The sequence below is a fragment of the Kribbella sindirgiensis genome, assembly GCF_004331435.1.
Taxonomy (GTDB): domain Bacteria; phylum Actinomycetota; class Actinomycetes; order Propionibacteriales; family Kribbellaceae; genus Kribbella; species Kribbella sindirgiensis.
This window is the reverse complement of sequence record NZ_SJKA01000001.1, coordinates 134,943-160,481: the sequence shown is the minus strand read 5'-3', so window position 1 is coordinate 160,481 and position 25,539 is coordinate 134,943. Positions and strand designations below refer to the sequence as shown.

Below are 25,539 nucleotides of genomic sequence, written 5' to 3'. Positions count from 1 at the left end.
GATGACACAGTCCGCAGAAGCCCAGTTCCAGGCGGCCAAGGCCGCCCAGAACAACCCGGCCGCACCACCCGCACCGCCGGCTCAGGAGACGGAGGGTACGAAGGGTGGTGGGCGGCCCAGCAATCTGATGCTGGCCGGCGCCGGTTCGATCGTTGCTGTGCTGGCGTTCCTCGGTGGCATGGCGGTCGGGCACTCGTGGGACGGCACCAGCAACCAGCAGGGTCAGTTCGGCGGCGGCCGCGGCTTCCCTGGTGGGTTCCAGCAGGGCAACGGGCAAGGGCAGGGCACACTCCCGGGCCAGGGTCAAGGGCAGAGAACCCAGCAGGGCCAGGGAAATGGGACGCAGCAGGTCCCGGGGCAGACCCGCACCAGTTGACCCCTCGCCTGAATCAAGGCAGCCCGGCGGGCGTTGAGCGGACACTCGGCCCGCCGGGCGCGGTTTCTGGACGACCGTCAAGCGTGGAACGACACGCGGAATGGTTCGCCGGGGCGTGGGGTGGGGTAGGAACGGGGACGTGGAATGGTCGAACGTCACCTGGTTCCTGACCGCGCTCGGGGCGGTCGTCGTACTGATCACGCGCGTCCGGCTCGGTGGGACTGTTGTCGACGGCACCGGTCACGGCGCGGGCCGGCACGGGTACTCCGCAACGCTGTTGCGACTGCACACCGTGGTCGGAGTGATCACGCTGATCGGCTGGGTCGTTGCCCTGGTCACCGGTCGGCGGGAGATCGCCCTGGTCATGCTGGCCGGCTGGTGGTTGCTGACGGTCATCGGATTGTTGCTTCTGGCCCGTTGGCTGCCGAGTGCCGGCAAGCACTCCGAGGATGCGCAGAGTGACGCCTGGGGTTCCGGCGCCGGCCTGTCCGTCCTCGGCCACGTGGGCATGCTGCTCGGCGTCGGCTATTTCACCTTCGTCACGGTCACGGACCGTCTCTGAGTCCGGCGATCAGCGCCGTGACGGAGCGTCGTACGGCGGCCTCGAACGCTTCTGGTGAGAGCGTTGTCCCGGTCCCGGCGACCCGGTCGTACATCAGCCCGTCCAGCATCGCGGCGACCGGCCACGCGGCCGCCTCCGGATCCGGTACGCCGAGCCCGGCGAGCAACTGCGCGAGCATCGCGCGCAACTGCCGCCCGCCGTCGACGATCGCGGCCCGCAGCTCCGGCTGACGGCTCGCCTCGAGCGACAACTCGTACCGCGCGACCAGATCGTCCGGCCGGTCCTGCGCGAGTCCCGCCGTCATCGCCACCATCAGCTCGACCGGATCCGCCCCGGGCGGCGGCATCCCGGCCACGTCCCGGGTGAGCATCCGGTGCACGCAGGCGGTGAGCAGGGCGTTCCGCGTCCGCAGGTAGTACGACGTGGAGCCCGGCGGCAGCCCTGCCTCGGTGTCGACGGCGCGGTGCGTCAGCCCGCGCAGCCCGCGAGTCGCGACGAGATGGATCGCCGCGTCAGCGATGGCCTCCTGCCGATCCGCACCCCGCGGAACTCGCTTCGTCACGTCGCCCAGTCTCGCACTTCCCAACCGAACTCTACAGATGTAGAGTCAAGGTCATGAGTACGGCGATCGTGGTCGGGGCGGGTATTGGAGGGGTCACGGCCGCTGTCGCGCTGCAACGGCGCGGCTGGCAGGTCACAGTCCTGGAGCGTGCTCCGGAGCTTGGTGAGGTAGGGGCCGGTATCTCGGTCTGGCCGGCGGCGGTCGCCGTACTCGAGGAGCTCGGGGTCAAGGGCGTCGAGAAGGCGTCGGTGCAGTCCAAGCCGGCCGGGATGCGCAAGCCCGACGGTCGCTGGGTGGTCAGCGCGGCCGACCTCGGCATGGAGCTCCCGGTGATGATCCATCGCGCCCAGCTCCACGACCTGGTCACGGCCGAGTTCGGTCCGGCGGTGACGGTCCGGACCGGGTACGACGTACGGACGGTCACGCAGGACGCGGACGGGGTCACGGTCAACGGTGAGCTGCGGGCGGACCTGCTGGTGGCCGCGGACGGGATCCGGAGTGCGGTACGGGGATCGATGTATCCGCACTACGCGGGGCCTCGGTACTCCGGCTTCACGGGGTACCGCGGGATCGCGGATGTGGACCTCGACGACGGCGGCGGCGAGACTTGGGGCCGTGGGCAACTGTTCGGGTTCGCGCGGCTGATCGACGGGCGGTACTACTGGTACGCGACCGCGAACCAGCCGGCCGGTGCGACGAGCGAGCCGACCGTGTTCGAGAGCTGGCACGATCCGCTGCCGCGGCTGATCGCGGGTACCGAGAAGATCCTGCAGAACGACATCTACGACCTGACATTGCCGCTGGTGCCGTTCGCGCAGGGGCGGATCGTGCTACTCGGCGACGCGGCACACGCGATGACGCCGAACCTCGGCCGCGGCGCCTGCTCCGCGATCGAGGACGCGGGCGCGCTGGTGCGGCACCTCGGGCGGACGGGCGAGCTGCGGGCGGCGCTGACGGCGTACGACGCCGAACGGCGGCCCGCGACGACCAAGCTGGTGAAGCGTTCCCGCGCCGTCGGCCGCCTGGGTCAGACCGAGAACCCGGTGCTCTGCACGGTCCGTGACGGTTTGTTCGCCGTCGGCGGGAAGCTGGTGGCCCTGCGAGCGCGCAAGTAGGCGGATGGAACAATCGGCGCCGTGACCATACTTCCGCAGGCGCCTGAGATTCCCGGTGCGAAGCACCTCCACTCCGGCAAGGTCCGGGACCTTTACGAGCTCGAGTCCGGCGACCTGCTGATGGTCGCGAGCGACCGGATGAGCGCGTTCGACTGGATCCTGGAGTCGGTGATCCCCGACAAGGGGAAGGTGCTCACCGCGATGAGCCTGTGGTGGTTCGAGCAGCTCGACGTGCCGAACCACATCATCTCCACGGACGTGCCGGCCGAGGTCGCCGGGCGGGCCGTGGTGTGCGAGAAGCTCGCGATCTACCCGGTGGAGTGTGTCGCCCGCGGGTACCTGAGCGGCACCGGCCTGCTCGACTACAACGCCACCGGCGCCGTCTGCGGGATCCCGCTGCCGAGCGGCCTGGTCGAGGGCTCGCGCTTCGACACCCCGATCTTCACGCCGGCCACCAAGGCCGAGCTCGGCGAGCACGACGAGAACGTGTCGTACGACGTGGTGGTCGACACCGTCGGCGCGGACACGGCGGCCGCCCTGCGGGACGCGACGCTCGAGATCTACACGACGGCGCGGGCGATGGCCGAGGCGCGCGGGATCATCCTGGCGGACACGAAGTTCGAGTTCGGCGCCCGCGCGGACGGGACGCTGGTGCTCGCCGACGAGGTGCTGACGCCCGATTCGAGCCGGTTCTGGCCGGCCGACCAGTGGGCGCCGGGCAAGCCGCAGCCGTCGTACGACAAGCAGATCGTCCGGGACTGGCTGCAGTTCGAGTCCGGCTGGGACCGCACGTCCGGTGAGGCGCCGCCGCCGCTGACCGACGAGGTCGTCGAGCGGACCAGGTCGTCGTACATCGCGGCGTACGAGCAGCTGACCGGGCTGAAGTTCGAGGCCTAGAAGAGGCCCACGCCGAGCGCGAGCAGGATGAAGCGGCCGCTGCGGCCGACCAGGACGGACAGCGTGAAGACGACAGTCCGCATCCGCGAGGCGCCGCCGATGAGCGCCACGCCGTACAGCGGCGGGATGCCGACGAACGCGCTCAGGAGCGTGACCGGGGCGCCCCAGCGGCTGTCGCTCATGGCGTCCAGGAGCCGTTTGGTCAGGTCGCGGTTCCACTGGACGAAGCGGCCCCAGCGGGTGTCCAGGTTGACCGGCCTGGGCTCCTTCTTGGTCTTGCGGGCCGCGTAGCCGGGCCGGTAGCGGACGGCGAGGAACATCCCGACCTTGCCGATGGTCTGGCCGATCGAGACACCGATCGCGGCGACCACCGGGTTCAGGGCGTGCGTGGCGCCGAGCGCGAGGACGTACGCCTCCGCGTTCATGAACGGTACGACGGCGGAGCCGATGCCGAAGCCCACCGCGAGTACCAGTTGCCACACCCACATGACACCGAGGCTAAGTGCGATTCCGGCCGTTGCCACGGAACTCAGGCCCCCTTCCAGGGGTGGACCAGGGTCCACCCTGTCATCGTGCCTCGCCCGGGGCGGCGGCGCGGCGGCCGCTGAGGATCTGGACCAGCCGGTACGACGAGACGACCTTCACCAGCAGGGCCGCGACCGCGACGGCGTACGGCAGCCAGTGTGCATCGGTCTGGCCGGCCACGACCAGCGAGACCACCACAGCGCCGGTGTTCAGCGCCTTGGCGGGCTTGGACCAGTTCCAGACGTAGATCGGCCGGTCGACCTTGTAGAAGTAGTTCGGGCTGAGTACCCATGGCCAGAGCAGGAACGAGAACGTCAGCATGGTGTCCAGGACGCCGAACTGCACCAGGTAGATCGCCAGCGGCCCGATCGTGTCCGGGTACGTCGCCATGAACGCGGCCGCCAGCAGGAACGAGCACGCCCGGTCGCAGACGACATCGAACACCGCACCGGACAGCGACTCCTCGTTCCGGATCCGGGCCACCCAGCCGTCGAGGCTGTCGCCGAACCAGTAGGAGACGTACCCGATCACCAGCCACAGCAGCTCGCCGGTGCTGAACGCGTAGGTCGCGAGCGTCATTGCGATCACGGTCCGGATCAACGTGATCCGGTTCGGCACGCCGAGCAGCAACGCGGGCCGGACCGCCAAAGGTGTAGAGGTCATCAGGCCGCCCTCAGATTCTCGGGATCGAGTGCGTCCCGCAGTTGGTTGCGAAGCAGGAAACCGGCGACGGCGCCGCCGAGCTGGCCGAGGAGCCAGCCTGTAATCGTCAGGATCGCCCCGAGCAGCAGTGTCCCGGGCTCGAACGGCCCGACCGCGCCGCCGGCGACCCGATTGATGCCGGTCACGGTGCCGAGCAGCAGGCCGACGGCCAGTGCGGGAGCCGCGACCACAGTGAGCTGCCGGCGAATGACCCGGCGGAGGAACGGCAGGTCCACACCCAGTGCGGTCAGGCTGGCGAACTGGCGGCGCTGGTCGACCAGCTGGTCCGCGACGCCGACGATCAGCGCAGCCATCGCGGTCAGGGCGACCAGGACGAGTCCGGCGATGGTCAGCCCGAAACCGGTGGTGTAGAACGCGGTAGTGCCGCCCAGATGGTCGTCTGTCTGGACGCCGGCGATCCCGTTCGCCAGGGTGCCGACGAGGAAGCCGCAGCAGCCCAGCAGCATGCAGATCCGGGAGGCGGGCCGGGAGTCGGTCACCAGCCGGAGGCCGGTGAGCAGGTTGGCCGGGTCGCCGGACCGCTGCAGCCGCCGCCCCAGCGCAAGGATCCAGACTCCGGAGGTGCTCAGGAAGAACAACGCCAGGCCGGTGAGCAGGATCGTGGAACCTACGTACCCCATATACGGCGAGGCGAGCAGGCCGAGCGCGATCAGTACCGGTCCCGCGATGATGCCGGTACGACGCTGCGCGACGGACTGTGGTTGCCGCAAGACCGGACCGTCTCGGTGCAGGACGCTCCCGATCACCGCACCGGCCGCCGTCATCATCACGACCACCGGAATCCACAGGAGCGCGTCCAGCAGCTCTGCACCGGGCAGGACTCGGGCCATCAGGGGCAGGGCACCGAAGAGCAGGCTGAGGACCAGGTAGGCCGGTCCAGCGAGCAGTCCGCCGGCCAGACCGGCGATGGCCGCGTCAGTAACGGTCAGCTGTCGTAGCTGCTTCCGGGAGGCGCCTGCCAGCCGGAGCGCGGTCAGTCGCCGTTCGCGGGCCGCCGTACCCAGTCGTAAGGCCTGGACCGCCAGGCCTCCGGTGAGCGCGGCCAGGATGATCAGGATCGCGATCAGCCCGGAGCGGAGGCCGCTCTCGGCGATGTAATTGCTGTAGACATCGTTGCTCAGCTCACCTTTACCCAGGCGGGCGATACGCAGTGCGCCGAGCAGCAGGGCTCCACTGAACGCGAGTGCCGCAGTGGCCAGCTGGACCCGACTACGGTCCGCCGGCGTCCGTGAACGCGCCAGCTGTACCAGCGTCTCGAGCGTCATCAGAGCGCCACCTCGTGCTGGATCAGGCCATCACGCAGCCTGATCTCACGGTCTGCTGACGCGGCTACCAGGTTGTCGTGCGTCACCATCATCAGAGCAGCGCCCCGGTGGCGGGCGGCCTCCAGCAGTACGCCGAGCAGCTCCTGGCCGGCGCGGCTGTCCAGACTGCCGGTGGGCTCGTCGGCGAGTACGACGGACGGACCGGTGACCAGTGCGCGCGCTACTGCGGCACGCTGCGTCTGGCCGCCGGACAGCTCACCAGGGACCGCGTCGGCGTCGTCAGCGATACCTACCTGGTCCAGCCAGTTCATGGCGGCCTTGTGCGCCTCACCACGCTCATGGCCACCCAGCAGGAGCGGCAACGCCACGTTGTCGACCAGTGGCAGGTCCGGCACCAGCTGACCGAACTGCAGCACGATGCCGACCTTCGTACGCCGTAGCGCCGCGCGCTGCTCCTCCGGGAGAGCGGCCAGGTCCTGGCCGTCCACGTGCACGGCACCGGCGTCCGGGGTGAGGATTCCCGCCGCGCAGTGCAGCAGCGTCGACTTGCCGCATCCGCTCGCACCGGTGACCGCGACGACCTCACCTGGCTTGAGTTGCAGGCTGACACCGCGCAGGGCCGTGTTGCGCCGGTAGGCGTACTCGATTCGTTCCAGTTCCAGAGCAGCATTCATCAGCGAGTCCCCCTCTGCTCGGAGATGCGGTCCAGCGCGCCGTCCAGCCAGCGCAGATCAGCGTCCAGGTGGGCCACGATGTACTCGCGGACCAGTGGTGACGTCGGGTCGTCGTCGGCCGGGGTCTCCCGCAACTCACGGATCCGGCGCAGGTGACTGGCGCGCTGACGGGCGAGGAACCCCGCCGCGTCGCCCCCGGTCCGGATCGCTGCGACGAGTTTGCGCAGTACCTCGTCGGCACTGCCCCAGGCCGGCGGCACCGGGTCGTTGAGCCAGTCGCTCAGGTGGTCGCGGCCCTTGCTCGTCAGCGCGTAGACGGTCCGGTCCGGTCCGCCGCCGGAGGTCTTGTCGACCACCTCGACGAGTCCGTCGCGCTCCAGTCGGCCGAGTGTCGTGTACACCTGTCCGAAGGCGAGCGGCCGGCTGTCCGGGAACCAGGCGTCATGGCCCCGCTTCACGTCGTACCCGTGCGCCGGGCCGGCGGACAGCAGCCCGAGGACGAGCTCAGCAGTGGCCATGACCAGAACTATACATCGCGTGTATGTACTCAGTGAATAGTCCAGGATGCGGCATTCCGTCGCGCGGTCGGTAGGATTCAGCCGTCACCCCGCAACGAACCTGGAGTAGTCAGTGGCTCGCGTTGTCGTCGACGTCATGCTCAAGCCCGAGATCCTCGACCCGCAGGGCAAGGCGGTGCACGGCGCGTTCGGCCGGCTCGGCTTCGATGGCGTGGCCGACGTCCGGCAGGGAAAGCGCTTCGAGATCACCCTGGACGGTGAGGCGACCGAGGAGCGCGTCGCCGAGATCCGGAAGGCCGCCGACACGCTGCTGGCCAACCCGGTGATCGAGGACTACACGCTGCACGTGGAGAACCAGTGAAGATCGGGGTCGTCACCTTCCCGGGCTCGCTGGACGACGCCGACGCCCGCCGCGCGGCCGCGGTGGCCGGTGCCGAGGCGGTCGCGCTCTGGCACGGCGACGAGGACCTGCACGGCGTCGACGCGGTCGTCCTGCCTGGCGGCTTCTCGTACGGCGACTACCTGCGGGCCGGTGCCATCTCCCGGTTCGCGCCGGTGATGGAGACGATCATCAAGCGGGCCGGCGAAGGGATGCCGGTGCTCGGGATCTGCAACGGCTTCCAGGTGCTGTGCGAGTCGCACCTGCTGCCCGGCGCGCTGATCAAGAACCACCACCGCAAGTTCGTCTGCAAGGACCAGACGCTGCGGATCGAGAACAACACCACCGCCTGGACCAGCGACTACGACGCCAACCACGAGATCACCATCGTGCTGAAGAACCAGGACGGTTCGTTCGTCGCCGACGAGGCGACGCTGGACCGGCTGGAGGGCGAGGGCCGGGTGGTGGCCCGCTACCTGGGCAACCCGAACGGCTCGTACCGCGACATCGCCGGCATCACCAACGAGCGCGGCAACGTGGTCGGCCTGATGCCGCACCCGGAGCACGCCGTCGAGACACTGACCGGCCCGACCACGGACGGCCTGGGCTTCTTCACCTCGGTGCTGAAGGCCGTCGTCGCCTCCTGATGAACCTGTTACGTCCGAAGAACTGGCGGGAGGTGTCGCCACTTCTTCGGACGTTAGCGGTGGTGGTGGGGGCTCTCGCGGTGGTGGTGGGGGTGAGTGGTACGGCGTCGGCGCAGCCGGCGGGCCTGTTCGCGAAGGTCGTGGTCATCGGCGTACCGGGGCTGACCTGGAACGACGTGAAGGCGTCACCGGAGCTGACCGCGCTGGTGAACCAGTCGCACGTGGGCTCGATCTCGGTGAAGACGGCCGGCCCCCGCACCTGCCCGATCGACGGGTGGCTGACGATCAGCGCGGGGACCCGGGCGTGGGGGAGTGTGCCCGACCAGTCGTGCGGTGACCTGCCCGCGGTGACCAACGGCACAGTGGCCGACTGGCAGACGTACGTCGACCGGCAGGCCGAGCACCACACGGGCGCGCCGATCGGCCGCCTCGGTCAGACCGGGTACCCCATCTGCGGCTTCGGTCCGGGCGCCGCGATCGCACTGGCCCGGACGGACGGCACCGTCGCGAACTGGCAGCCCGAGTTCGACGCCTCCGTGCTGGCGAAGCCGGACTGTGGCGACGCGATCATCGACGGCGGTGCGATGCCGCCGCGTGAAGGACGGGCAGAGGCGCGTCAGAAGGTCGCCCAACTGGTTGCACAGGCCCGCGCGGCCGATGGCTGGGTCCTGCTGGTCGGTATCGGCCAGGAGCTCGCCAACGCGCACCAGGAGCCGCTGGTCGCCATGCAGTTGCCCCCGGACAACGGACCGCGCTGGCTGACCAGCGACAGCACCCGCCGTCCAGGCCTCATTCAGCTCACCGACGTGACCGCGACCATCCTCAAGGAGCGCACTCCGGCGAACGTCGACCCAGCGGGGTCCGCCGAGGCGGGCCCGCTGGACGGCAACGAGATCCACTTCACCGGAGACCGTCACACCGACGCCGCGGCCGTCATCGAGGACCGGCTGGACGCCAACGAGCGGTTCGAGCAGCCACGGCCCATGCTGTTCGCGGTATCGCTGACGATCGTCGCGGCCGAGGTCCTCGCGCTGCTCTGGTTCTGGTTCCGGCGCTCGCCGGCGTCCCGACGTACCGCGGTGTTCACGCTGCTGATGCAGGGCGGGTTCTACCTAGCGGTCTTCCTGTCCACACTGACCGTCTGGTGGCGCTGGCCGTCGCCTGGTTTCTCCTTGTACTGCGTGATCATCGGGATCAGCGCACTGGCTGCTCTGGCGGCACAGGTCGTGCTGAAGAAGTACGCGTACCTCGGGCTCGCGATAGCGGCGTACCTGATCCTGCTGGTCGACGGCGTGCTCGGTACGCCGCTACAGGTCGGCAGCATGTTCGCTGACGGGCCTGTGATCGGTGGGCGGTTCTACGGCTTCGGGAACTCCACCTTTGCGACGCTCGCGGTCGGTGCACTCGTTGCTGCGGGCTTCGCGGCGCAGAAGCTCATCAGCAAGAGCAGGGTGCAGGCTGCGATCGCCGTACTGGTCGTCGGCGGTGCTGCGATCGTTGTGGACGGCAGACCGGGCTGGGGGACCGACTTCGGCGGCATCATCGCGCTGACGCCGGCTGTGCTGCTCATGGCCTGGCTGACGTGGCGTGGGAGCATCTCACTGCGCGCACTGATCGGCGTGGGCGTGGCCGGTGTGCTGGCGGTGTCTGCGGTCGCGTTCCTCGACTACCTGCGTCCACCGGACGAGCGCAGTCACTTCGGCGCGTTCGTCGCCCGCCTCCTCGACGGCGACGTCAGCGACGTACTGATCCGCAAGCTCGAGATGGCCGTGCAGTTCTTCAGCGGTCCAGCAGGCTGGGCCATGCTCATCGCGGTCATCCTCTGCATGCTGGCAACCCTCCTGCCGCACCGCGTGCCGTCCAAGCAGTACCAGGAGTTCTACAACAGCCTCCCGATGGTCCGCCCGACCCTCCTGGCGCTCTCCACCTGCGGCCTCGTCGGCATGCTCCTCAACGACGCCGGCGTCGCCCTGCCCGCGATCATGGTCGGCTTCGCCCTTCCTCTGCTGGTGGCCCATCTGATGGCCGCCTACCAGCCCGCTACCGTTTCACCTGAGCCCCACCTAGTGCAGGAGTCCTGATGTCGACAGACACCGTGTCAGTTGCCGGTAACACGCCCGAGGTCGAGCAGCCGTGGGCCGAGCTCGGGCTGAAGGCGGACGAGTACCAGCGGATCCGGGACATCCTCGGGCGGCGCCCGACCAGCTGCGAGCTGGCGATGTACTCGGTGATGTGGAGCGAGCACTGCTCGTACAAGTCGTCCAAGGTGCACCTGAAGCGGTTCGGTGAGATCCCGCAGGAGACGCCGGCCGGGAAGATGCTGGCCGGGATCGGCGAGAACGCCGGTGTCATCGACATCGGCGAGGGGTACGCCGTCACGTTCAAGGTCGAGTCGCACAACCACCCGTCGTACGTCGAGCCGTACCAGGGCGCGGCGACCGGGGTCGGCGGCATCGTCCGCGACATCATCGCGATGGGCGCCCGCCCGGTCGCGGTGATGGACCCGCTGCGGTTCGGCCCGCTGGACGCCCCGGACACCAAGCGGGTGCTGCCGGGCATCGTGTCCGGCGTCGGCGGCTACGGGAACAGCCTCGGCCTGCCGAACATCGGCGGCGAGGTCGTCTTCGACCCGACGTACCTGGGCAACCCGCTGGTGAACGCGCTCTGCGTCGGCGTGATGCGGCACGAGGACCTGCACCTCGCGAACGCGACCGGCGTCGGCAACCAGATGATCCTGTACGGCGCCAAGACCGGCGGCGACGGCATCGGCGGGGTGTCGGTGCTGGCGTCGGAGACCTTCGCCGAGGGCGGCCCGACCAAGCGGCCGGCGGTCCAGGTCGGCGACCCGTTCATGGAGAAGTTGCTGATCGAGTGCACGCTCGAGCTCTTCGCCGCGAACGTCGTCGAGGGCATCCAGGACCTGGGCGGCGGCGGACTGTCGTGTGCGACCTCGGAGCTCGCCAGCGCGGGCGACGGCGGGATGCGGGTGTCGCTGGACAAGGTGCCGCTGCGGGACGCCTCGCTGTCGCCCGAAGAGATCCTGATGAGCGAGTCGCAGGAACGGATGATGGCCTGCGTCACCCCGGAGAACGTCGAGGCGTTCCTGAAGATCTGCGAGAAGTGGGACGTCCAGGCCGACGTCATCGGTGAGGTCACCGACACCGGGCGGCTGGAGATCGACTGGCACGGCGAGCGAGTGGTCGACGTACTGCCGGAGACCGTCGCGCACGAGGGTCCGGTCTACAACCGTCCGTACTCCCGTCCTGAGTGGCAGGACGAGCTGCAGGCCGACGGCGCCGAGAAGTTGCCGCGGGCAAGCAGTGGGGCGGAGCTGCGGGACACGCTGCTGAAGCTGGTTGCCTCGCCGAACCTGTGTGACAAGTCCTGGGTGACGGACCAGTACGACCGGTACGTGCTCGGCAACTCGGTGCTCGCGCAGCCCGAGGACAGCGGCATGATCCGGGTCGACGAGACCAGCGGCCTCGGCGTCGCGGTGTCGACCGACTGCAACGGCCGGTTCGCGAAGCTCGACCCGTACACCGGCGCCAAGCTCGCGCTCGCCGAGTCCTTCCGGAACGTCGCCACCACCGGCGCCCGCCCGGTCGCGGTCACCGACTGCCTGAACTTCGGCTCGCCGGAGGACCCTGCGGTGATGTGGCAGTTCACCGAGGCGATCCGCGGTCTGGTCGACGGCTGCAAGGAGCTCGGCATCCCGGTCACCGGCGGCAACGTGTCGTTCTACAACCAGACCGGCGAGACGGCGATCCTGCCGACCCCGGTGGTCGGTGTGCTCGGCGTGATCGACGACGTCACCCGCCGGACGCCGATCGGGTTCACGGCCGAGATGGAGGGCCACCAGCTGTACCTGCTCGGCGAGACCGAGGAGGAGCTGTCCGGGTCCGAGTGGGCGCACGTCGTCCACGGTCACCTCGGCGGGCGGCCGCCGGCGGTGGACCTCGCGGCCGAGCAGCAGCTGGCCGACATCCTGATCAACGCGTCCCGCGACGGTCTGATCGACGCGGCGCACGATGTCAGCGACGGCGGCGTCGCCCAGACGCTGGTCGAGTCCGCGCTGCGCGGCGGCATCGGCGCGCGGGTGTGGGCCCCGGACGGTCTCGACCCGTTCCTGTTCCTGTTCGCGGAGTCGGCCGGCCGCGCGGTCGTCGCCGTACCGCGGACCGAGGAGGTGCGGTTCACCGACATGTGCACCGCCCGCCGCTTCCCGCACGCGAAGATCGGCGTCATCACCGGCGACACCCTCGACGTCCAGGACCAGTTCGAACTCCCCCTCACCGAACTCCGCGTGGCCTGGACCTCCACGCTGCCGTCGGTTCTCAACTGACGGTGTGATCCTCAGCCGACCAGGGCGACTCGCTGAGTCGCCTCGGTCAGCACCTTGGTGAGTCCGGCCTGGTCCTGGGGACGGCCCGAGACGGTGATCTCGATGTACGCGCGGCGACCGTTCTCGTAGGTGTCGACGAAGCGGGTGGAGACCCAGCGCTGACCCCGGGCGCCGTCACGGTAGGTGTAGGTGATCTGCGTGTAGGCGACGCGCGGTGCGTCCCACCCGACCTTCGAAGCCGTGGTGCCGTTGCCGCGGTAGGTCAGCTTGAAGCCGGCGACGCCGTGCAGCGCGTGGACCCGCTGGTCGGCGGCGCGGCTGGTGCTGACCTTGCCGCCGAGGCCGCCGTTGACGCGGAGCATCCACGTGTTCGAGCTGTCGGTGAACTTCGCGTGCTGCCGGCTGAGCTGGGTGAACTTCCATCCGGTGGGCGCGTGGACCGCGACGTTGCAGTGGCTCCCGGTTCCCCAGCACTTGTAGCTGAAGTGCAAGCTCGCCGGCTTGAGCGCGGGCTTGGCGTGCGCGCTGACGGCGGCGGTACGAGCCGGTACGGCGGCGTCGCTCGGCGCCATCCCCAGGAACAGCCCCGCGGCGCCGATGATCGCGGCGCCGGCCAGAACGCGGGCAGTGAGGGTCTTCTTCATGGTTTCTCGTCTCCATCGTCAAGGGGGCTCCGTTCGGCCCGTCGGGATCAGAGATGGCTTGATCCCGCCGCCACGTTGAGTGCCGGATCTGTGATCAGCGTCTCCGCCGGACCCGGCAACAAGCGCACCCGACGCAGCGTCAGAAGACGCCTTCTGAGCGTCTGGCACACTCGGAGGGGACGAGTGAGGTGAGGCGGATGGCGGAGCGGCGACCGGTGAAGCCGTCTGATCTGGTGGGGATGGCTGCGGCTGCCGGGCAGGAAGCTCGGGTGGTGGCGGCTCGGCGGCGGATGGCTCAGATTCGGCTGACGGATGAGCAGCGGCGGATTCTCACCGACGAGTTGGCGCAGGAGTTCGCGGTCGGGCGGTTGGACGAGGCGGAGCTGCACCGGCGGGTCGATCTGCTGAACAGTGCGGTGACGCACGGGGACCTGGAGCCGGTGCTGGCTGGGTTGCCGGTGTCGTCGTTGTACGCGCCGCCCGCGCGGAAGTCCGGCCGGTGGCGGTGGGCCGCGTTCGCCGGCGCGGTGTGGCTGGCGGTGCCGTTCGTGCTGGCGGGGTTGCTGTTGCTGGTGTTCGGGCGGGAGATCGCGGCGGCCGTCTTCGGCGTACCAGCGGTGGTCTGGGTCGCGTACGCGTACCGGTGGGCCTCCAAGCCGCGGCGGGAGTCAGGTTCCTAGCGTCGACTCGCGCGTGATCAGCTGCGTGGGGAGTTCCAGTACGCCGTGGTGCGGTTTGCCGTCGATCGCTTCCAGCAGGAGTGTCGCGGCGCGGCGGCCGAGGTCTTCCAGGCGGAGGTCGACGGTGGTGAGCGGCGGGCGGCTGGCGAGCGCCATGACGGGCCAGTTGTCGTAGCCGGTGACCGCGATGTCGTCGGGGACCGAGTGGCCGAGTTCGCGGAGGCGGTCGCAGACGCCGCGGGCGATCTGGTCGCTGCCACAGGTGATCGCGTCCGGGTGCTGACGCAGTACCAGATCCGTGGCTTGGCGGCCCCAGCGTTCGCTCCACTCGCCGAAGAGCGGTTCGGTGCAGAGCGCAGGCGTGATGGCCTGGGCGCGTTCGGCGGCCGAGCGGTGGTCGGACGGGCCGGTGATGTGGGCGATGCGGGTGCGTCCCAGGCCGGCGAGGTGGGTGATCGTGGCGGTGGCGCCGGCTGCGTCGTCGACGATCACTGAGGCGTCGGCCGGGTCGGTCGAGGCGGCGAGCGCGTAGACAACCGGCAGCGGTACGTCGATGGGCGCCCGCGGCTCGGTCCGGCGACCGGTGACGACGATGCCGTCGACGCCGCGCGCGACGAGAGAACGCAGGTACGTCTGCTCGCGCAGCGGGTCGTCGCGCGTGTCGCAGAGGACAGTCGCCAGCTCGCCCGCGCTGAGCACGTCCTCGACGCCGCGCATGATCGGGATGCTGAAACGGCCCGAACTGTCGGTGGTCAGCAGCGCCACGGTGTACGTCCGGCCGGAGGAGAGCGCGCGACCACGGGCGTCTGGCGTGAAGCCGAGCGTCGCCGCGGCCCGGCGTACCCGGTCTCGTGTCTCCTGGCTCAGCTGGCCGGTGTTGCTGAGGGCCTTCGACGCGGTCCCGGCGGACACCCCGGCGAGCGCGGCAACATCCACCATCCGCACGCCTGGCCTCTTCATTCCTGTTTCCTTCCGGTCGTTCGGTCCAGCGTAGTCTACGACGGAAAACGTGTGCCGTTTTTCCGTCGAAGCCCTGTGACCCGAAAGGTCCGACAACCATGGCCATGCCTGAACCTGCCGGCCGCAGCGGGCACTATGTCCCGCAGCGCGCACCGCTCCGGCCGGTCCCGTTCCAGAAGCTCCCGCCCGGTGCGATCGAGCCGCGCGGCTGGCTCGCGCAGCAGCTCGCGTTGCAGGTCGACGGGCTGTGTGGCCGGTACGACGAGATCTCGGACTTCCTGGTGTACGAGACCAACGGCTGGGTCGACCCGGCGCTGGGAGCCTGGGAGGAGTTGCCGTACTGGCTGCGTGGCTTCGGCGACCTCGGCTACGTCACCGGCGACACCGGCGTACTGACCCGGACACAGCGGTGGATGGACGGGATCCTCGCGACCCAAGCAGACGACGGGTGGTTCGGTCCGGAGCGGTTGCGGACGTCGCTGGAGAACGGGCCCGATTTCTGGCCGGGTATGCCGCTGCTGGCCGCGTTCCGGTCCTGGTACGAGTACTCCGGAGACGAGCGGGTCATTCCGTTCATGACGAAGTACCTGCGGTTCCAGAACACGCAGCCGCCGGAGGTGTTCAACCGGTCGTGGGGTGCGTTCCGCTGGGGCGACAACATCGACAGCGCGTACTGGCTCTACAACCGCACCGGGGAGCAGTGGCTGCTCGACCTGGTGACGAAGATGCACAACGGGTCCGCGGACTACGTCAGCGGTATCCCCAACTGGCACAACGTCAACCTGGCGCAGGGGTTCCGGGAGCCGCTGCAGTACTGGCTGCTGTCCGGAGACGCCAAGCACCGCGACGCGACGTACCGGAACTATGCGACGGTGATGGGGCTGTACGGCCAGTTCCCGGGTGGCGGGTTCGCGGGGGACGAGAACTCGCGGCCCGGGTTCGGTGACCCGCGGCAGGGGTTCGAGACGTGCGGGATCGTCGAGCTGATGCACAGCTGCGAGCTGCTCACCCGTTTCACCGGTGACGTCGCGTGGACGGACAGGTGTGAGGAGCTGGCGTTCAACTCGCTGCCGGCGTCGTACGACCCGCAGCAGCAGGTTATGCACTACATCACCTGTGCCAACAGCGTGCAGCTCGACGACCGGCGCAAGCACGGGCAGTTCCAGAACCCGTTCGCGATGCAGTCCTACAAGTACGGCGTACACCAGTACCGCTGCTGCCCGCACAACTACGGCATGGGCTGGCCGTACTACGCGCAGGAGCTCTGGCTGGCCACGACGGACAACGGTCTCGCTGCGTCGATGTACGCCGCCAGCAAGGTGACCGCGACGATCGGAGCCGGCGAGACGGTCAGTGTCGTCCAGGACACGGAGTACCCGTTCTCGGACACCATTGCGTTCACGGTGCAGACGCAGCGACCGGTCCGATTCCCCTTCTATCTAAGGCGTCCTGGCTGGGCTGACGACGCGACACTGAAGGTCAACGGGCAGCGGGTGCATGTGTCTGGTGACTGGATGAAGCTGGAACGCACCTGGCACACAGGGGATCGTGTGGAGCTCACCCTGCCGATGCGCACGACGACGCGTGTATGGGAGGACAACCAGCACTCGGTGTCCGTCGACAGAGGTCCTCTCACGTACTCGCTGCAGATCGACGAGCGCTACGAGCGCATTGGTGGCACCGACGAGTGGCCGGAGCTCTCTGTCTACCCGGAATCGCCGTGGAACTACGGTCTGGTCGCTGACGCGCCGTTCGACGTCGTACAACGGGAGGAGGGCGACAACCCGTTCACCACGGACGGTGTGCCGCTCACACTGACCACACTGGCCCGGCGGATCCCGCAGTGGGAGACAGACACGGAGGACGTGGTCGGACTGCTCCAGCCCGGTCCAGCGCAGTCGGACGAACCTGTGGAGACCGTGACCCTCATCCCGATGGGCGCGGCTCGTCTGCGGGTGACGTCGTTCCCACAGGTCGCTGCAGACGGGAAGGCGTGGAGCTACCGCACCAGGATCACCGCGTCCCACGTGAACGACGGAGACTCGCTCGAGGCGCCGGACTCCGGACGTACGCCGGAATCCTCTGCGGACACGTCGATACCGCGCTTCACCTGGTGGGACCGCCGCGGTACGACGGAATGGATCGAATACGACCTGCGATCGGTACGGGAGCTGTCGGCGGTCTCGGCGTACTGGTTCGACGACACCGGCTCCGGTCAGTGCCGTGTCCCGCAGTCCTGGCAGGTGCTGTGGCTGGACGGTGAGACGTGGCGGCCGGTCCAGAACACCACGCCGTACGACGTAGCGGTGGACCGGCTCAACACGACGACGTTCACGCCGGTGCGGACGCAGCACGTCCGGGTGGAGGTCGTGCTGCGTCCGACGTACTCCGGAGGCTTGCTGCAGCTCCTGGTTACTTGACGGGTGTCGGGCTGACGTACAGGGAGACCACGCCCTCTGCGTACGTGGAGGCGTCGTCGACGTACCAGTTGCCGGGCGGTGACTTCACCGGCTCGTGCTTCGGTCCGTCGCTGGTCAGGTACTCGATCTCGCGGACACCGCGGGACCTGACCAGCGGCAGGACCTGGTCGATGGTCTTGTTCTTCACCGTCAGCCCGGCCAGCACCTCGCCCTTGTCCGTCGCCGACGACGAGGTGTGGACGTACATCTCGCCCGGCTTCGCCACGCGGCCGAACTGGATCTCGGTCTTGCCGTCGTAGTTCTTCGGCAGCTCGACACCCTCCTGGCAGCCCGGGTCCGAGGCGTTCAGCGTCCCGTTGCACTGCTCACCCGGCTCCAGCATCCTGAGCTGGCTCATGTCCTTCTCGTTGCGGCCGGAGAAGCTGATCATCTTGCCGACCCACGGCGGGCTGACCGCGACGCTCAGCACTGTCACGTCCAGGCCCATCTTCTTGAACTCGGCGTTGTAGCGCTTCGGGTCCGCGTTCGGGTCGACCACCCGAACGATCAGCTTGTCGCCGCGTTCGGTGAACGAGAGGGCCTGCGGCTGGCTCTGGTCCGGACGGTTGACCACAGTCGCTGCGACCACGCCGGCAATCAGCAGGGTGCAGGCGGCAACCAGCGCGAGACGGCGGCTGGGCTGCGAGCGGCGCAGTGGGTGTACCACCGGAGTCGACGCGTCTGCGGTGACGGCGTCCGCCAGCTCGCTCCAGGCGTTGTCCGAGACGCTGTCGGCGGACTGCTGCGGGTTGAGGCCGCGGACCGCGGCGTCGATGTCATGCGTCTTCATGTGACACCTCTTCGGTGAGAGCGACCACGGTGCGGTTCGCGAGTGGGGCGGTGAGCAACTTGGCGAACCGCTTCCGGGCGCGGTGCAGCCTGATCCGTACGGCGTTGCGTGAGATGCCGAGGACCGTGGCTATCTGGCCTGTGTCGAGCTCCTCCCACGCGACCAGCGACAGCAGTTCCCGGTCCTGCTCCGGCAGTGCACGGAAGGCACGTGCCGTGGGTGTGTCCTCCTGCAGCGGGTGCACCGGTGGCGTGTCGCTGAGCTCGCCACGCAGTTTGGTGGCCAGTGCGTGCCGGCGGCCCTCACCCCGGCGGTGATTGGCGAGCACCCGGCGCGCCACGCCGTACAGCCATGGTCTGGTCTGTGGGTCGAGCGGTACGTCGTCCAGCCGGCGCCAGGCGACCAGGAAGGTATCGGCGAGCAGGTCCGCGGCGTCGTGGCCGCTGTCGGTCCGGCGGCGCAGGTACCCGAGCACCGCCTCCCGATGCGTGGCGAAGACCTGCTCGAACCGCTCCCGGTGCGCGTTCGGTGGTGGGTCGTGCACGACTCCCTCACTCACCGGCCCACTTCGAGCCTCGATCGGTATCAGCGTCATACCCGGTAGATGTCCACCAGCTCGTCCACCCATTTCACCCGACCGAGATTGCAGCTTCCTGCACCGTTCCGTGTGGGTTCGATGACCGCCAGTCCTGAGAGAATCATCCGGGGCCAGTCGAGGGGGGAACCTGTGGCACATGACCCAGTGTTGGAGAACACGCTCCTGGAGCACCTGCGGTTCGCACCGTTGACCCGGGCGGAGCTGGTCCGTCGTACCCGTACGAGCAGCCAACGGGTCCAGGTCGCGTTGGACACACTGGTCCGCGAGAAGTTCGTCGTACGGCGCCTCCAGGACGACGGCCCCGAAGACTACGAACTGACCGAGGCCGGTGCCGGCCGGCTGGACGTGATCCTCGACCTCACCCACGAGCCACTCAAGACCATGGGAAAGGTGTTCGCCGCGACCGTTGCCGAAACGATCCGGCCACGGTATTCCCCGACGGCGGACCCGAGGGAGGTGCGGCGGGCAGGTTTGGGGCTGATCGGCTGGATGCTGCTGCCGGTCCTGGTCGTGGGTCTGATCGTCGGTGGATCCATCGCGTCCGGGCATCTCTCCACCGCGGTGCTGTTCGTCCTCGTCGCCGCCGGTGCCGTGGCCTGGAAGTTCCGCGGAAGCGGCCGCCGTTCGGCAGCAGTCGCGGCACAGCCCCGTCCACAGCCCCGTCCGGAGCCCGCAGCGACGTTCGCGGCTTCGCCGGAACGGACGGACCGCGAGTTGGTCGTGAGCCTCGCGAAGATCTTCGGTGTCGGGTTGGTGTTCGCGGGGGTGATCATCGCGACGAACCCCAGCATGGTGCTGCTGTTGGTGCTGCTTGTCGTGACCGGGGGCAACATGTTCAAGGCGTACCGAGACTGGGCCAAGAAGGGCCGTTCGCAGTGAACTAGCCTGTGAGGCGTGGAGGCTAGGTTGCGGTTGGCGGTGGCGGCGGACGGGCCTGCGGTGGCTGAGTTGGCTCGGGCCGCGGTGGAGGCGCAGTTTCCGGCGTACTACCACGAGGCGCAGACGGCCAGTGCGGCTGAGCACATCACCACGTTGGACACCGCGCTGATCGACGACGGCACCTACTACGTGCTGGAGGCGGACGGTGAGGTCGTCGCCTGTGGTGGGTGGAGCCGGCGGAACAAGCTGTTCAACGCGAGTACGGCGGGAGCGGACGAGCGGCTGCTCGACCCCGCGACCGAGCCGGCCCGGATCCGGGCGATGTTCGTCCGGGCGGACTGGACGCGGCGTGGACTCGGCCGGGCGATCCTGACCGCCTGCACCGACGCGGCCCGCGCGGAGGGGTTCACCCGGCTGGCGCTGATGTCGACGCTGCCCGGCGTACCGCTCTACAAGGCTTTCGGGTTCATCGAGGTGGAGCCCGCCCAGCTACCGATGCCCGACGGCGTCATCCTGGCTGGAGTCGCTATGGAACGACCAATCGAGGAGATTGCATGACCGCCGGTACTACTGTCACCGCCCCTGACGGCACGGAGGTCGTCCTCGGTGAGATCGGGACACGCGTGCTGCTGAAGAACTCCCGCGTCCGCGTCTGGGAGGTGGAGCTGCAGCCGGGTGAAGCTCAGGGCTGGCACCTGCACCACAACCCGTACGTCGTCCTGTGCCTCTCGACCTCGCCCTGCCACATGGACTGGCTGGACGGCAGCCCGGCGCGCCAGCTGAACGAGACGGTCGGCGGCTCGGTCTACCGTCCCGTGTCGCCGGTGCACATGCTCACCAACGACGGCGACACGCTGTACCTCAACCGCCTCATCGAGGTGCTCGACCTGGGCGAGGAAGCCTCCGGCGACCCGTACTTCGGGATCGACACCGCCGCGGCAGGTTTCGAGCAGGCCGGAGAGATCCCCACCAAGGTCGTGGTCGACGAGGACGACGTACGCGTCCAGCACGTCACCCCCGACGCAGGTGAGTCCTACACCTGGCACACCGGTGCCTACCCGGCCCTGGTGGTCGACCTGGACCTGCAGCACCCAGACGTGACCTACCTGGAGCCAGGGGAGTCCTACACACTCCCAGCCAAGCCAGAGCGTACGTCCGGCTTCAACCTCGTCGAGCTGCGCTACTACAGCAGCCCGCGCACCTGAGCCGCGTCCCGAGCCGCCAGCACAGCGGCAGTGTCGACCCGTCCCAGGTCGGCCTGCCGTAGCTGCGCCTTCACCAACGGCACCTGTGGTCCAACAGCACTCAGCTCGGTCACACCCAGGGCAGCAAGCAGTACGGCGGCCTGTGGGTCGCTGGCCAGGTCACCGCAGACTGCAACGCGTACGCCGGCGTTGCGGACGACATGGTCGATCAGCTGGAGTACAGCGGGATCGAGACCGTCGGCGAGCGGTGCGACCGCGGCGTTGGTGCGGTCGGCAGCTGTCGTGTACTGCGTGAGGTCGTTGGTGCCGATGCTGACGAAGTCGAGATCCCTGGCGAGGGTGCTGACGCGCAGGGCGGCCGCAGGTACCTCCACCATGATCCCCACCTCGAGACCGTCCCGCGGGCCGAGCTCCTGCAACGCCCACTCCACCTCGTCGGCGGTCGTCACCATCGGGAACATCACGTGCACCTGCGTCTCGGCCGCCGTACGCCGGACCGCTTCGAGCTGATCGCGGAGCAGTTGTGGGCGGCGGCGGAAGACGCGGAGGCCGCGTTCGCCGAGGAACGGGTTCGCCTCCCGGTCCTGCGGGAGGAACGGGAGCGGCTTGTCGCCGCCGATGTCCCAGGTCCGGATCGTGATCGGCCTGCCGCCGAGGGCCCGTGCGATCGCGCGGAACGCGTCCACCTGTTCGTCGACGGTCGGCGCCGTACGGCGATCCCCGAAGAGCACCTCGGTCCGCACCAGACCGGACCCGTCCGCACCGCGCGCGTCGACGGCGTCCTGAACGACTCCCACGTTCACGAGTACATCGATGGTCCGGCCGTCGCGGGTGGTGGCTGGTTGCTCGGCGTCCGCGATCGCTCGCGTACGTTCGCCCTCGCGTTCGGTGATGGTCGCGCGGACCCGGTCCTCGTCCGGCGCGACCTCGAACGACCCGGTCCGGGCATCGAAGAAGACGACCACGCCCGGCGGCACGTCGACGTCCCCGATCCCCGTGATCAGCGGGATCCCCCGCGACCGGGCCACGATCACCCCATGGCCGGTTGTGCCCGCCGCCCGGACCGCGATGCCTGCGATCCGGGTCGCGTCGAGGGTGGCGGCGGTCGCCGCATCCAGCTCCGGTACGACGAGAATGCCGTCCGTCGGCGCTTCCGCAGTCACTCCGACCAGCAAGCGCAGTACGCGGTCCCGCACGGCGCGGACGTCCTGGGCGCGCTCCCGCTGGTACGGGTCATCGAGCCCTTCGAACGTGGCCGCCAACCCGTCGTACACCTGTTTCCACGCCGTCGGCGCGGATGCACCAGCGGTGATCGAAGCACGGACGTCGTCGAGCACCTTGCGATCGCCCAGCAAGGCGAGATGCGCCGCGAAGATGTCGCCGTGCACGTCCTGCAGTTCGCGGAGCTGGTCGCGCGCGGTCGCGAGAGCGTCGTCCAGCCGGAGAAGCTCGTTGTCCCCGGCAACATAAGCGCCCAGGTCGACGCCTGCGCCCGCGAGCACTGCCGGCCCAAGAGCCACATCCAGCCCGGACCCACCAGGGGAAGGAACAGTCGTCTCCACGACCGCATCACCGAAGTTCTCCGCCGCGAGGTTCTCGACCGCCGCGAGCACCGCTTCGGCTTCGGTACCGCTCGCGCCCACTCGCAATCGGTGCCCCTGCTGCGCGTTCAACGTCGCGACCATGCTCAAACTGCTCGCGTCTACAGGCCCCTTGCCGGTGTCCAGGTCGGTGAGCGTCACCACCGCATCGAAACCGTTGACCAGACCCACCAACCGCGCCGCCGGCCGCGCATGAAGGCCATGCTCGTTGCCGACAACCACCTCGACCGCGCGATCAGCTTCAACAACCGGAGCACTCTCTGCGGTGGCAACGCCGAGGTGGTCCTGCTTACCCACCAACCCCCGCTCAGCCTCCGCAGCGACCGCATCCAGGGACGCATCGGTCGACGCGGTGACAACAGCCGCTACCAACCCCTCGACCAACGGCGCACTCGTCAGCCGCACCCGCGCAGCAACCTCGGGATCAACAAACTCCAGCGCCATCTCAGCGCTGAGCACCGCACTCCCCAGATCCAGCAGCACCAGTACGCCGTCCGGACTGTCCGCCGTGCCAATAGCCTCCGACACCGCCATCGCATCGGTCCCGAACGTCGTCGCGTCGAGCCCAGCGGCGACCGCGATCACCGGACGCTTGTCCTCGGCAACCATCTCCGCGGCGAGCCCGACCGCCGCATCAGCCAGCGCGCGGCTGTGCGAAACCACCACGATCCCGATCATGACAGCGTTCGGGCTGCGGACTCCAAGATCAGCGTCGTACTGGTCGCGCCGGGGTCCTGATGGCCGGCGCTGCGCTCACCCAGATAGCTCGCGCGGCCCTTCCGGGCGACCAGCGGGATCGTCGCGTCCCGGCCCTTCGCGGCGGCCTCGGCGGCAGCGCCCAGCGCCGTACCGAGGTCCGATCCGCCCGCCACCGCGGCGTCGTACGCGTCCAGCGCCGGCGCCCAGGCGTCGTACATGGTCTTGTCGCCGAGCTCTGGCTTGCCGCGGGCCAGCACGCCTTCGACCCCGGCGTGCAGCCCCTTCCCGATCGTCTCCGGCGTCAGGTCGGCCCCGGCGAGCGCGGTCCCGAACCGCAGGAAGAACGTCCCGTACAGCGGCCCGCTCGCCCCGCCGACCTTGCTGACCAGCGTCATCCCGGCCTTCTTCAGCAGCTCGTCGGCCCCGCCGAACGATGTCTCGTCCAGCATCCCGACCACCGCCTGGAACCCACGATCCATGTTCGCGCCGTGATCGGCATCCCCGATCGCCGAATCCAGCTCGGTCAGATACGCCGCGTTCTCGTGCAACGAACCAGCGGCATCACGCAACCAGCTGACGAAGGAATCCACTCCCATGCTCACGCGCCCCAGCGTAGGCCGGGGGTGTTTACCGGGGCGTCCCAGAGGCGTACCAGTTCGTCGTCCGCCTTCAGGAGGGTGACCGAGCAGCCGGCCATCTCCAGCGAGGTGATGTAGTTGCCGACCAGTGAGCGGGCGACCGTGATCCCCGCGCGGTCGAGGAGTTGGGCGACCTCGTGGTACATCAGGTACAGCTCGAGCAGCGGCGTACCGCCCATGCCGTTGACGAACGCGATCACTGAATCGCCTTGCTGGTAAGGGAGATCCGAGACCACCGGGTCGACGAGCATCGCGGCGATCTCGCGGGCGGGGGCCAGCGGCAACCGTTGCCGGCCGGGCTCGCCGTGGATGCCGATGCCGACCTCCATCTCGTTCTCGGCCAGCTCGAACGTCGGCTTGCCCGCGGCCGGGACGGTGCACGACGTGAGCGCCATCCCCATGCTGCGACCGTTGTCGTTCACCCTGCGAGCGAGGTCCGCGACCTCCTGCAGCGGGCGGCCCTCCTCGGCGGCCGCGCCGACGATCTTCTCCAGCAGTACGGTCACGCCGACGCCGCGGCGGCCGGCCGTGTAGAGGCTGTCCTGGACGGCGACGTCGTCGTTCGTCACCACCGACAGCACCTCGGTGCCGGCATCGGCGGCGGCCAGTTCGGCGGCCATCTCGAAGTTCATCACGTCGCCGGTGTAGTTCTTCACGATGTGCAGTACGCCGGCGCCGGCGTCGACTGCCTTCGTCGCGGCCATCATCTGGTCCGGCACCGGGGAGGTGAACACCTCACCCGCGCAGGCTGCGTCCAGCATCCCGAGCCCGACGAACCCGCCGTGCATCGGCTCGTGCCCCGACCCGCCACCGGAGATCAGTCCGACCTTGCCGGGTCTCGGCGCGTCCTTGCGGTAGACGATCCGGTTCTCCAGGTCCACCCGGAGCCGGTCCGGATGCGCCGCCGCCATCCCCTGCAGCGCTTCACTCACAACATCGGCCGGGTCGTTGATGAGCTTCTTCATGCCCCCCATCTGAGCACACCCCGGAAGCCAGCGGGAGCCCCCGCACTCCGCCCGTCACCACCACCGACCCAATTGAGGGCCCCGAACCCCCTCGAACCACAAGAACCGCATTTGCCTGGTTGACCCACGAGATCGGGGGTTCCAGACCCAGATTCACGGTGCAGAACCCCTCATTTCACTGGCGGACCAGGCAAATTCGTGGGTCAGCCAGGCAAAGGGGGAGGTCAGTCCTTGGGGCGCAGTAGCGGGCGGACGACCTCGCGGGCGTCGTGGATCCGGGACTTGACGGTGCCGAGCGGAGCGCCGACCTCGGCGGCGATCTCCTCGTACGAGAGGCCGTAGACATCCCGCAGTACCAGCGGGGTGACCATCTGCGGACGGTCCCGCTCCAGGGTCTCCAGCGCCTCCAGGAGGTCCAGACGGGTGCCGGCGATCACACTCGTGGTGCGCGGGTCCGGCTTCTCCATCTGCTCGGGGTTGTGCGCGGCCTGGGCGGTGCGCTTCAGCTTGCGGTACGTCGAGCGCGCGGAGTTCGCGGCGACCGAGTGGACCCAGGTCGAGAAGCTGCTGCGGCCGGAGAACGAGTTGATCTTGGTGGCGATGTTGAGCAGCGCCTCCTGAGCGGCGTCCTCCGCGTCGGCGGAGTACGGCAGGACGCTGCGGCAGATCCGCAGGACGCGCGGATACACCTGCCGCAGCAGGTCGTCCATCGCGTTCTTGTCGCCCGCCTGCGCCTGCTCCGCGAGGGCGGCGAGGTCGTCGGCCGGACTGGTGCTCTCGCTCATCTGCGCCTTTGCTCTCGATCGGCCCCGGTGAGGGACACTCCAATGACCCAT

Annotated in this window: 27 protein-coding genes and 1 pseudogene; 13 read left to right on the top strand and 15 right to left on the bottom strand. The window is 69.0% G+C overall.

Going from position 1 to position 25,539, the window contains the following annotated elements:
- Nucleotide 1 precedes the first annotated feature (1 nt).
- Nucleotides 2-376 (top strand): hypothetical protein, encoded by a 375-nt coding sequence (locus E0H50_RS00810; RefSeq protein WP_131283692.1) that lies wholly within the window; start codon nucleotides 2-4, stop codon nucleotides 374-376.
- Between the two features lie 139 nt (nucleotides 377-515).
- Complete coding sequence (locus tag E0H50_RS00805) at nucleotides 516-938, top strand: hypothetical protein (protein ID WP_131283690.1); 423 nt, start codon at nucleotides 516-518, stop codon at nucleotides 936-938.
- On the opposite strand, the gene E0H50_RS00800 is transcribed toward E0H50_RS00805, so the two are convergent.
- The gene (locus E0H50_RS00800) at nucleotides 922-1,500 is read right to left on the bottom strand and encodes a TetR/AcrR family transcriptional regulator (RefSeq protein WP_131283688.1); all 579 of its coding nucleotides are present in this window, start codon (nucleotides 1,498-1,500) and stop codon (nucleotides 922-924) included. The two genes, E0H50_RS00805 and E0H50_RS00800, sit on opposite strands and share 17 nt — an antisense overlap.
- Before the next feature lie 53 nt (nucleotides 1,501-1,553).
- Between E0H50_RS00800 and E0H50_RS00795 the strand changes: the two genes are divergently transcribed.
- Nucleotides 1,554-2,615, top strand: a complete 1,062-nt coding sequence (locus E0H50_RS00795; protein ID WP_131283686.1) for an FAD-dependent oxidoreductase — start codon at nucleotides 1,554-1,556, stop codon at nucleotides 2,613-2,615.
- A 21-nt stretch (nucleotides 2,616-2,636) separates the two neighbouring features.
- Nucleotides 2,637-3,512 (top strand): phosphoribosylaminoimidazolesuccinocarboxamide synthase, encoded by an 876-nt coding sequence (locus E0H50_RS00790; RefSeq protein ID WP_131283684.1) that lies wholly within the window; start codon nucleotides 2,637-2,639, stop codon nucleotides 3,510-3,512.
- Here E0H50_RS00790 and E0H50_RS00785 read toward each other — a convergent pair.
- The 5 genes from E0H50_RS00785 to E0H50_RS00765 all read right to left on the bottom strand — a co-directional run bounded on the left by E0H50_RS00785 (nucleotide 3,509) and on the right by E0H50_RS00765 (nucleotide 7,217).
- A complete protein-coding gene (locus E0H50_RS00785; RefSeq protein ID WP_131283682.1) occupies nucleotides 3,509-4,000 on the bottom strand; it encodes a hypothetical protein in 492 nt (163 codons plus the stop codon). The two genes, E0H50_RS00790 and E0H50_RS00785, sit on opposite strands and share 4 nt — an antisense overlap.
- Before the next feature lie 79 nt (nucleotides 4,001-4,079).
- Nucleotides 4,080-4,700 carry a CDP-alcohol phosphatidyltransferase family protein gene (locus E0H50_RS00780; protein WP_131283680.1) on the bottom strand — a complete coding sequence of 207 codons (621 nt, stop codon included), beginning with the start codon at nucleotides 4,698-4,700 and terminating at the stop codon, nucleotides 4,080-4,082.
- The gene (locus tag E0H50_RS00775) at nucleotides 4,700-6,025 is read right to left on the bottom strand and encodes a hypothetical protein (protein ID WP_131283678.1); all 1,326 of its coding nucleotides are present in this window, start codon (nucleotides 6,023-6,025) and stop codon (nucleotides 4,700-4,702) included. The genes E0H50_RS00780 and E0H50_RS00775 overlap by 1 nt, the downstream gene beginning before the upstream one ends.
- The gene (locus E0H50_RS00770) at nucleotides 6,025-6,699 is read right to left on the bottom strand and encodes an ABC transporter ATP-binding protein (RefSeq protein ID WP_131283677.1); all 675 of its coding nucleotides are present in this window, start codon (nucleotides 6,697-6,699) and stop codon (nucleotides 6,025-6,027) included. Before E0H50_RS00770 ends, E0H50_RS00775 begins: the two co-directional genes overlap by 1 nt.
- The gene (locus E0H50_RS00765) at nucleotides 6,699-7,217 is read right to left on the bottom strand and encodes a PadR family transcriptional regulator (RefSeq protein WP_130387956.1); all 519 of its coding nucleotides are present in this window, start codon (nucleotides 7,215-7,217) and stop codon (nucleotides 6,699-6,701) included. The genes E0H50_RS00770 and E0H50_RS00765 overlap by 1 nt, the downstream gene beginning before the upstream one ends.
- A 112-nt stretch (nucleotides 7,218-7,329) precedes the next feature.
- Here E0H50_RS00765 and purS point away from each other — a divergent pair, with 112 nt between their 5' ends.
- The 4 genes from purS (at nucleotide 7,330) to purL (ending at nucleotide 12,585) form a co-directional block, all read left to right on the top strand.
- Nucleotides 7,330-7,578 carry a phosphoribosylformylglycinamidine synthase subunit PurS gene (gene purS / locus E0H50_RS00760; protein WP_131283676.1) on the top strand — a complete coding sequence of 83 codons (249 nt, stop codon included), beginning with the start codon at nucleotides 7,330-7,332 and terminating at the stop codon, nucleotides 7,576-7,578.
- Nucleotides 7,575-8,243 carry a phosphoribosylformylglycinamidine synthase subunit PurQ gene (gene purQ, locus E0H50_RS00755; RefSeq protein ID WP_131283674.1) on the top strand — a complete coding sequence of 223 codons (669 nt, stop codon included), beginning with the start codon at nucleotides 7,575-7,577 and terminating at the stop codon, nucleotides 8,241-8,243. Before purS ends, purQ begins: the two co-directional genes overlap by 4 nt.
- Nucleotides 8,244-8,305: 62 nt before the next feature.
- On the top strand, nucleotides 8,306-10,324 hold the full coding sequence (locus E0H50_RS00750) for a hypothetical protein (RefSeq protein WP_202867958.1): 2,019 nt from the start codon (nucleotides 8,306-8,308) through the stop codon (nucleotides 10,322-10,324).
- Entirely contained in the window at nucleotides 10,324-12,585 is a 2,262-nt protein-coding gene (gene purL, locus E0H50_RS00745) for a phosphoribosylformylglycinamidine synthase subunit PurL (protein ID WP_131283673.1), read from the top strand. The genes E0H50_RS00750 and purL overlap by 1 nt, the downstream gene beginning before the upstream one ends.
- Nucleotides 12,586-12,596: 11 nt before the next feature.
- Here purL and E0H50_RS00740 read toward each other — a convergent pair whose 3' ends face one another.
- Nucleotides 12,597-13,229: a hypothetical protein gene (locus tag E0H50_RS00740; RefSeq protein ID WP_131283671.1), complete on the bottom strand. Its 633-nt coding sequence runs from the start codon at nucleotides 13,227-13,229 to the stop codon at nucleotides 12,597-12,599.
- A gap of 197 nt (nucleotides 13,230-13,426) precedes the next feature.
- Here E0H50_RS00740 and E0H50_RS00735 point away from each other — a divergent pair, with 197 nt between their 5' ends.
- A complete protein-coding gene (locus E0H50_RS00735; protein ID WP_131283670.1) occupies nucleotides 13,427-13,909 on the top strand; it encodes a DUF1707 SHOCT-like domain-containing protein in 483 nt (160 codons plus the stop codon).
- On the opposite strand, the gene E0H50_RS00730 is transcribed toward E0H50_RS00735, so the two are convergent.
- A complete protein-coding gene (locus E0H50_RS00730; protein ID WP_131283668.1) occupies nucleotides 13,898-14,869 on the bottom strand; it encodes a LacI family DNA-binding transcriptional regulator in 972 nt (323 codons plus the stop codon). The two genes, E0H50_RS00735 and E0H50_RS00730, sit on opposite strands and share 12 nt — an antisense overlap.
- Before the next feature lie 104 nt (nucleotides 14,870-14,973).
- Between E0H50_RS00730 and E0H50_RS00725 the strand changes: the two genes are divergently transcribed.
- On the top strand, nucleotides 14,974-17,289 hold the full coding sequence (locus E0H50_RS00725) for a beta-L-arabinofuranosidase domain-containing protein (RefSeq protein WP_238150695.1): 2,316 nt from the start codon (nucleotides 14,974-14,976) through the stop codon (nucleotides 17,287-17,289).
- Here the strand turns inward: E0H50_RS00725 and E0H50_RS00720 are convergent.
- Together E0H50_RS00720 and E0H50_RS00715 are read right to left on the bottom strand one after the other, a co-directional pair.
- Nucleotides 17,282-18,118, bottom strand: a complete 837-nt coding sequence (locus E0H50_RS00720) for a hypothetical protein (protein ID WP_131283664.1) — start codon at nucleotides 18,116-18,118, stop codon at nucleotides 17,282-17,284. The genes E0H50_RS00725 and E0H50_RS00720 overlap by 8 nt on opposite strands.
- Nucleotides 18,105-18,677 (bottom strand): RNA polymerase sigma factor, encoded by a 573-nt coding sequence (locus E0H50_RS00715; protein ID WP_238150694.1) that lies wholly within the window; start codon nucleotides 18,675-18,677, stop codon nucleotides 18,105-18,107. The genes E0H50_RS00720 and E0H50_RS00715 overlap by 14 nt, the downstream gene beginning before the upstream one ends.
- A 186-nt stretch (nucleotides 18,678-18,863) precedes the next feature.
- Here E0H50_RS00715 and E0H50_RS00710 point away from each other — a divergent pair, with 186 nt between their 5' ends.
- The 3 genes from E0H50_RS00710 to E0H50_RS00700 are packed head-to-tail and all read left to right on the top strand — an operon-like array spanning nucleotide 18,864 to nucleotide 20,800.
- On the top strand, nucleotides 18,864-19,595 hold the full coding sequence (locus tag E0H50_RS00710) for a MarR family transcriptional regulator (protein ID WP_131283660.1): 732 nt from the start codon (nucleotides 18,864-18,866) through the stop codon (nucleotides 19,593-19,595).
- A gap of 15 nt (nucleotides 19,596-19,610) precedes the next feature.
- Nucleotides 19,611-20,153 (top strand): GNAT family N-acetyltransferase, encoded by a 543-nt coding sequence (locus E0H50_RS00705; protein WP_131283658.1) that lies wholly within the window; start codon nucleotides 19,611-19,613, stop codon nucleotides 20,151-20,153.
- Nucleotides 20,150-20,800 (top strand): cupin domain-containing protein, encoded by a 651-nt coding sequence (locus tag E0H50_RS00700; protein ID WP_131283656.1) that lies wholly within the window; start codon nucleotides 20,150-20,152, stop codon nucleotides 20,798-20,800. Before E0H50_RS00705 ends, E0H50_RS00700 begins: the two co-directional genes overlap by 4 nt.
- On the opposite strand, the gene E0H50_RS00695 is transcribed toward E0H50_RS00700, so the two are convergent.
- The 5 genes and pseudogenes from E0H50_RS00695 to E0H50_RS00680 form a co-directional block, all read right to left on the bottom strand.
- A complete protein-coding gene (locus E0H50_RS00695; RefSeq protein WP_337590363.1) occupies nucleotides 20,779-22,623 on the bottom strand; it encodes an HPr family phosphocarrier protein in 1,845 nt (614 codons plus the stop codon). The two genes, E0H50_RS00700 and E0H50_RS00695, sit on opposite strands and share 22 nt — an antisense overlap.
- Before the next feature lie 54 nt (nucleotides 22,624-22,677).
- Nucleotides 22,678-23,079, bottom strand: a pseudogene (gene dhaM / locus E0H50_RS44365) (dihydroxyacetone kinase phosphoryl donor subunit DhaM); the annotation flags it as partial.
- The gene (dhaL, locus tag E0H50_RS00690) at nucleotides 23,076-23,696 is read right to left on the bottom strand and encodes a dihydroxyacetone kinase subunit DhaL (RefSeq protein ID WP_131284942.1); all 621 of its coding nucleotides are present in this window, start codon (nucleotides 23,694-23,696) and stop codon (nucleotides 23,076-23,078) included. The gene dhaL and the pseudogene dhaM, both read right to left, overlap by 4 nt.
- 2 nt (nucleotides 23,697-23,698) lie before the next feature.
- Entirely contained in the window at nucleotides 23,699-24,703 is a 1,005-nt protein-coding gene (dhaK, locus tag E0H50_RS00685) for a dihydroxyacetone kinase subunit DhaK (RefSeq protein WP_131283652.1), read from the bottom strand.
- Nucleotides 24,704-24,927: 224 nt separating this feature from the next.
- Nucleotides 24,928-25,488 (bottom strand): RNA polymerase sigma factor, encoded by a 561-nt coding sequence (locus tag E0H50_RS00680; RefSeq protein ID WP_131283650.1) that lies wholly within the window; start codon nucleotides 25,486-25,488, stop codon nucleotides 24,928-24,930.
- Between the last annotated feature and the right edge of the window lie 51 nt (nucleotides 25,489-25,539).